Annotated in this window: 7 protein-coding genes; 4 read left to right on the top strand and 3 right to left on the bottom strand. The window is 72.0% G+C overall.

Going from position 1 to position 5,476, the window contains the following annotated elements; all coding sequences use genetic code 11:
* Positions 1-921: ComEC/Rec2 family competence protein (locus D7Y11_RS41355; protein ID WP_148139278.1), on the top strand; the 921-nt coding region annotated here is incomplete at its 5' end.
* Positions 921-1,181 (top strand): hypothetical protein, encoded by a 261-nt coding sequence (locus D7Y11_RS41350; protein WP_120566442.1) that lies wholly within the window; start codon positions 921-923, stop codon positions 1,179-1,181. The genes D7Y11_RS41355 and D7Y11_RS41350, both read left to right, overlap by 1 nt.
* 9 nt (positions 1,182-1,190) lie before the next feature.
* Here the strand turns inward: D7Y11_RS41350 and D7Y11_RS41345 are convergent, their stop codons facing one another.
* A complete protein-coding gene (locus D7Y11_RS41345) occupies positions 1,191-2,396 on the bottom strand; it encodes a carbohydrate-binding family 9-like protein (RefSeq protein ID WP_126936419.1) in 1,206 nt (401 codons plus the stop codon).
* 186 nt (positions 2,397-2,582) lie between these two features.
* Between D7Y11_RS41345 and D7Y11_RS41340 the strand changes: the two genes are divergently transcribed.
* Together D7Y11_RS41340 and D7Y11_RS41335 are read left to right on the top strand one after the other, a co-directional pair.
* Positions 2,583-3,218 (top strand): outer membrane beta-barrel protein, encoded by a 636-nt coding sequence (locus D7Y11_RS41340; protein ID WP_120581394.1) that lies wholly within the window; start codon positions 2,583-2,585, stop codon positions 3,216-3,218.
* Between the two features lie 129 nt (positions 3,219-3,347).
* Complete coding sequence (locus D7Y11_RS41335) at positions 3,348-4,184, top strand: FHA domain-containing protein (protein ID WP_126936418.1); 837 nt, start codon at positions 3,348-3,350, stop codon at positions 4,182-4,184.
* Positions 4,185-4,197: 13 nt separating this feature from the next.
* Here D7Y11_RS41335 and D7Y11_RS41330 read toward each other — a convergent pair whose 3' ends face one another.
* A complete protein-coding gene (locus D7Y11_RS41330) occupies positions 4,198-4,638 on the bottom strand; it encodes a PH domain-containing protein (RefSeq protein ID WP_120581395.1) in 441 nt (146 codons plus the stop codon).
* Between the two features lie 64 nt (positions 4,639-4,702).
* Positions 4,703-5,476: lipopolysaccharide assembly protein LapB (locus D7Y11_RS41325; RefSeq protein ID WP_126936417.1), on the bottom strand; the 774-nt coding region annotated here is incomplete at its 5' end.

The raw sequence follows: 5,476 nt of genomic DNA, 5'->3' as shown, positions 1-5,476 counted from the left end.
GCCCTGGGGGCGGGGCGCTGGCGATGGCTGGGCTTGCTCGTTCCGGGGGCCTTGCTGGGCGCACTGCTGCTGCCCGTGCTCGCACCAGAGCCCGCGCTGCGGATCACCTTCCTCTCCGTGGGCCAGGGGGACGCGGTGGTGCTGCGCTCCCGGGGACACCATGCGTTGGTGGATGCGGGCGGCGTTCCGGAGGGCGCGGATACCGGGGAGCGGTTCGTCCTGCCCTTCCTCAAGGCGGAGGGCGTGTCTCGGCTGGACCTCGCGGTGCTCTCCCATCCGCATCCGGACCATGCGCTCGGGCTCGTGTCGACGCTGGCCCAGGTGCCCACCGGACGCCTGTGGCTGTCCGCGGGGAGCGCGGACGGGCCGCTGTCCCGGCGGATCATCTCCGCCGCGAAGGGCGCCACGGTGGAGGAGGTGGAGGTGGGGCATGCCTCGTTCGTCCTGGGCGAGGCGACGCTGGAGGTGCTGGGGCCTCCCGTGGACCGCGAGCTGATGGAGGGCGCGAACGACCGGAGCGTGGTGCTGCGCGTGCGCCATGGCGACGTCACCGTGCTGCTGGCGGGCGACGTGGAGGCGGAGGGCGAGGCCGCGCTCGAGGAGGCGCTGGGGCCGGTGACGGTGTTGAAGGTGCCGCACCACGGTTCGCGCACGTCCTCCACCGCGCCGCTCCTGGAGCGCACCCGGCCGCGTCACGCGGTGTTCTGCGTGGGCCGGCGCAACCGATACGGGTTCCCCCATCCGGAGGTGGAGGCGCGCTACCGGGCCCTGGGCACCGAGTGCTGGCGCACCGACCGCGATGGGGCCATCACCCTGGAGAGCGACGGTGAGGACGTCCGGCTGGTGTCCTTCCTGCCGCGCGTGGATTCCGCACCGCCCCCCGTTGCCGGGAGTGGGAGGCAGGCCCAGCTTGAACGGTGATGATCTCCGACGACCTGGATCTCCGGCAGCTCACCGCGCAACTCAAGGCCCGCCTGGGCCCTGGCGAGCCCGTGGGCTACCTGCGCGGCAAGTCCCTGATGCGCGACATGCTGCTCGACATGCGAGACAACCGGTTCTCCGAGCTGGAGGCCGAGGAGCTCGTCGACACGCTGGAGTCCCGCGGCTTCGTGCGCTTCCTGGGCGACCCGGCGGAGCGCTCCGTGGCGGATGCGCCGTGGGACATCTCACCCCACGCCTGACGCGCCGGCCTACTGGAAGACGAGCCACCCGAAGCGCGGCAGCGCGTGGAAGTCGCCGATGAAGAGGGGGGAGAAGGCCTGGCCTTCCACCTGCCGGCGGTCGTGGTGCTCCAACCGGTAGAGGTTGAAGCGCCAGCGCTCGCCCGGCTGGGGCGGAATGTGCGGCACCTCCGCGAGCCGGTTGAACGGGATGGCCATCTCCACCGTCCAACCCTCGTCGCGGTCGGACGCGTCGTCCAGCGTGCCGCGCACCTTCACCGCCGTCTTCATGCCTGAGTCCCACGAACGGTCCATGCCCTGGCGCCGTGCGGGAAAGTACGCGTCGAAGATGACGTTGTGGGGAGACACCTGCAGCTCGTTGTACGTGCGCCCGTCCGCGTTGGCGTCGAGGAACACCTCCACGACCTCCTGCTCGTAGATGGAGTCGTCGCGGTTGCGCATCGTGCCCCAGATGTCCGGGTCCTCCACGTCGAAGGCCACGTACAGGTTCGCGTCGTCGTAGACGAGGCGCGCCTGGGTGCGCAGCCGCACGGGCCGGCCGTCGAAGCTGCCCGCGAGCGTCACCGGCTTCGCGCCCTTCCAGGCCTCGTCGTCCAGCGCCCCGTCGACCACCGGCGCCTTCTTCACACGCGTGACGGTGTACTCCGGCAGCGCGGGAGGCTCGCCGCCGAGGAGCGGGCCTCGCATCCGGTTGTCACCCGACTGCATGCGCGGATCATCCACCGCGAGCCGCTCGTCGCCCTTCCAGAAGCCCAACGCGAGGCGGGCGGGCGTGGCGGGCATGGCGACGGTGTGCACGTCCTCCAGCACCCGGCCCACGGGCCAGGTCTCCAGCGGCGCGGCGCCGTCCTGGAACTCGTGATCCGCGTTGGCCAGCATCTGGCCGCTCTCCGGATCCACCATGTGCACGAAGAAGTGGAAGCCCTGGGGCGGCGGGCGCACGGCCTGGAAGTAGTGCGAGATGCGCACCGGCTGCCCCGGCGTGGCCTGCTCCGGCGTCACGCGCGCGCCCAGGTAGACGATGGAGCCTCCGGCGAAGGTGGCGCCGCTGCGGAAGGTGAGCCCCTCCGGGGCCGCGTCGAGCGTCCGCAGCGTCGTGGGCGCGGGCAGCTTGGGCGTGCGGTGGGCGGGGCCCGCCTGTTCATCGCGGCAGGCGCCACCCACGAACAGGACGGAGGACAGCAACGGGACGAGGGCAAGGGAGCGGAGGCGCATCGAAGGCGCGGAGTCTACCCTTCCCTGCCCTCCTGGAAGCGTTCTTCCTCGGGTGGGGCAGCGCGCTTCCCATGCATGGGCAACCCGTCCGCAAGGGAGGGCGACCGAGCCGGCGGGCCCCCGAGGCCCGGTTGGCATGGACGAAAGTCCACCCCACTTTTCGGTCCAACACAGGGAGGGGACCACATGAGCAAGGGATTGTTGGCTGGCGCGGCGGCGGTGGCGGTGTTGGCGGCGGGTTCCGCGCAGGCGGCTTCGACGGAGCTGCGAAGGTCGGCGGACATGCGCGGCCTGACGTTCCTCGTGGGCGGCGGTGTGGAGGGCTACACCAGCGGGCTGCGAGACCAGATTGATCCAGGCCTGGCGTACGGCGTGACGGTGGCCATCAAGCCGACGAACGTGCTGGGCATCGAGCTGGGCTACACGGGCGCCATCAGCAACTTCAACGACAGCCGCGTGCTGACGACGGACACCAGCGGACCGGACATCGTGCGCAACGGCGCGCAGGCGGCGGTGACGCTGGGCCTGACGGCCACGCCGCTCCAGCCGTACGTCATGGGCGGTGTGGGCCTGAGCCGCTACAACGTGCGCTCCGCCGCCCTGGGCTTCCAGGACGACACGGTGGGCAACGTGCCGGTGGGCGCGGGCCTGCGCCTGCACATCGGCAGCTTCACCGCGGACGCACGCGTGAACTACAACTTCCTGTTCGACCAGGAGTTCGCGCTCACCGTGCCGCCGTCCGATGTGAACCTGGGCGGCGACGAGACGTTCAGCAGCGGCGGCCGCTACGTGGGCACCATCAACCTGGGTGCCACCTTCTAGACAGAAGCGATGGCCCACCGCCGTCCCGGCCTCCGGACATGGGAGGCCGGGGCTGGATGGGGCCTGGGGGCAACCTCGCGAAAACGCGACGTCCGGTGGCAGGCGTGACGCTTGCTGCCGGGCGTCCGCATGCGCTTCGAATTCGAGCACCTGGGCACCCCCACCCCGTTCGAGCTGACCGAGGGCCTCCACCTCCTGGGCGGCGGCCCCGATGACCATGTCCACCTGGAGGGCCTTCCTCCGGGGCTGTTGACCCTGCGCATCGGCTCCGGGCGGCTCATGGTGGAGGCGGTGCGCAGCTTCACCGTGAACGCGGTGCGCGTGCTGCCCGGCGTGTCGCGCCTGGTGGTGCCCGGCGAGGTGCTGGGCCTTCCGGACGGCATGTGCCTGCGCGTGCTCGCCGAGCCGAGCGCCCCCGGGCGCGGCGTGGGCACTGTCGCGGTGCTCAAGGGCCTGCTGACGGACGCGGACACCCCGCCGTCGCGCGCCGCCTCCCTCACCTGCCTCACCGGACTGGACGTGGGCCGCTGTCACGCGCTCGCGGAGGCGTGCACGGACATCGGCCGGGGCGACGGCGCGGCCCTGCGGCTGCGCGACCGGGCCGTGTCTCGGATGCACGCGCGGATCCGCCGCGAGGACTCGGGCTTCTTGCTGGAGGACCTGGGGACGCCCAACGGCGTGTTCCTCAACGGCGTGCGGCTGGAGACCTCCGCTCCCCTGGTGGATGGGGACGTCGTGGAGCTGGGGCGCTCGCTGCTCCGCTTCCAGGCGGCGTTCGACGAGGCCTCAGGGGAGGCGCGGCCCGTGCCCCGGTCGGCCGCCGTTGTGGAGGAACCCTCGGACGCAGGAGCGCCGCGGCCTCCCGAAGGAGGGCCACGGCGCCTGGAGGGCTGGATCATCGCCGGGGCCGTCGCACTGGCCCTGGGTGCGCTGCTCGTCACCTCCCTGGTGGCGGCGACAGGCTGAAAGTGCGCGCGCCCTACGCAGGCAGGGGCGAGAGGCCAGCGCGCTCCACCAGGAGCCGGGCCAGGTACCGGTGGTGAAGGAAGAAGCTGGTGAAGTGCACGAAGCCCTGGCTGCCCCGGATGGCGTAGACCGTCACCGGCCCGGGGAGGACGTCCAGCTTGCGGATGTCCCTGAAGGAGAAGCGCCGGGTGCGCACCATGCCCCGGCAGGTGATGCCCCGGGCGTCCACTTCAATGCGGGTGCGGCCGTAGTAGGTGACGGCCACCCCGAAGAAGACGACGAAGAAGGCCGCGGACAGGAACGTCTGCAGCGGCACGCCGTCGAAGTGGAACAGCCAGGCGAAGATGCCCAGCCATAACAGGCCTGCCGCCGCCATCACGGCGGCGAGCACCCTGCGCGGGCGAAAGACCTGCTGCTGCTGCTTCCCCTCCACCGTCCGAGCGCGTCCGTCCATGCCCTTTAAAATAGTGGGCCGGACAGTCCCTCGGACCATGCCCGTCTGCCCACCAGGCGAGCGGTCAGCGCAGGCGCTCGGCCTTCTGGCGGGACTCCTCTTTCAGCTCGGGTCGCACGTCGGCGGCGGTGGAGCGCGCGTAGCGCTCGTAGAGGTCGCGGGCCTCCAGGTTGCGGCCCAGCGCGCGGTACGCCTCCGCGAGTCCGTACAGCGGCGAGGCCGCGTCCGGCTCCAGCTTCAGCGCGAACTGGTAGTCCGCCGCGGCCTCCGCGTAGCGCCTCAGCCCGATGTTGGCGCTGCCCCGCGCGATGTACGCCACGGTCAGGAGCGGCTCCTGCTGAAGGGCCTGCGACAGCGTCTGGAGCGCGGGCGCGTAGGCGCGCTGGCTGATGTTCTGGACGCCCTGCTCGTAGGCGCGGCGCGCCTGGGCCCGCGTCGTGTCCGCCACCGGCCCGGAACCGGGCATCTGCCCCACGGCCTGCGGCGACGCCCCGAGCTCGCCCTGCTTCACACGCGCGCGGGTGATGTTGTCCTGCGCGCTCTGACGGATGGCGGCGTCCTGGGTGAGGCGCGACGCGGCCTCCCACTCCTCGATGGCGCGCGCGTAGTAGCCGAGCACCGCCAGCGAGTTGCCCAGCTTGAAGCGCGCCTCCACGTGATCCGGTGCCGCGTGCTCCGCGTCGAGGAAGGCGAAGGCGGCCTCTCGGTAGCGGCGCTCGCGCATCAGCGCGTCCCCGTCGCGGATCCGCGTGGCCGCCAGCACGGCCTGCGACGTGCGCTGGGGCTGGGACTCCAACGGGCCAGGAGGCGTGTCGGTGGCCGGGCCCGGTGCGCGCGC

Origin of the sequence: Corallococcus sp. AB018, from assembly GCF_003986945.1 — a bacterium.
GTDB lineage: Bacteria > Myxococcota > Myxococcia > Myxococcales > Myxococcaceae > Corallococcus > Corallococcus exiguus.
Note: the sequence above shows the minus strand (reverse complement) of the source record. Positions and strands in the feature narration are given on the sequence as shown.

Coding starts and splice junctions, on each gene's coding strand:
- D7Y11_RS41350 (WP_120566442.1), top strand. CDS start 921: ATGATCTCCGACGACCTGGATCTCCGGCAGCTCACCGCGCAACTCAAG.
- D7Y11_RS41345 (WP_126936419.1), bottom strand. CDS start 2,396: ATGCGCCTCCGCTCCCTTGCCCTCGTCCCGTTGCTGTCCTCCGTCCTG.
- D7Y11_RS41340 (WP_120581394.1), top strand. CDS start 2,583: ATGAGCAAGGGATTGTTGGCTGGCGCGGCGGCGGTGGCGGTGTTGGCG.
- D7Y11_RS41335 (WP_126936418.1), top strand. CDS start 3,348: ATGCGCTTCGAATTCGAGCACCTGGGCACCCCCACCCCGTTCGAGCTG.
- D7Y11_RS41330 (WP_120581395.1), bottom strand. CDS start 4,638: ATGGACGGACGCGCTCGGACGGTGGAGGGGAAGCAGCAGCAGCAGGTC.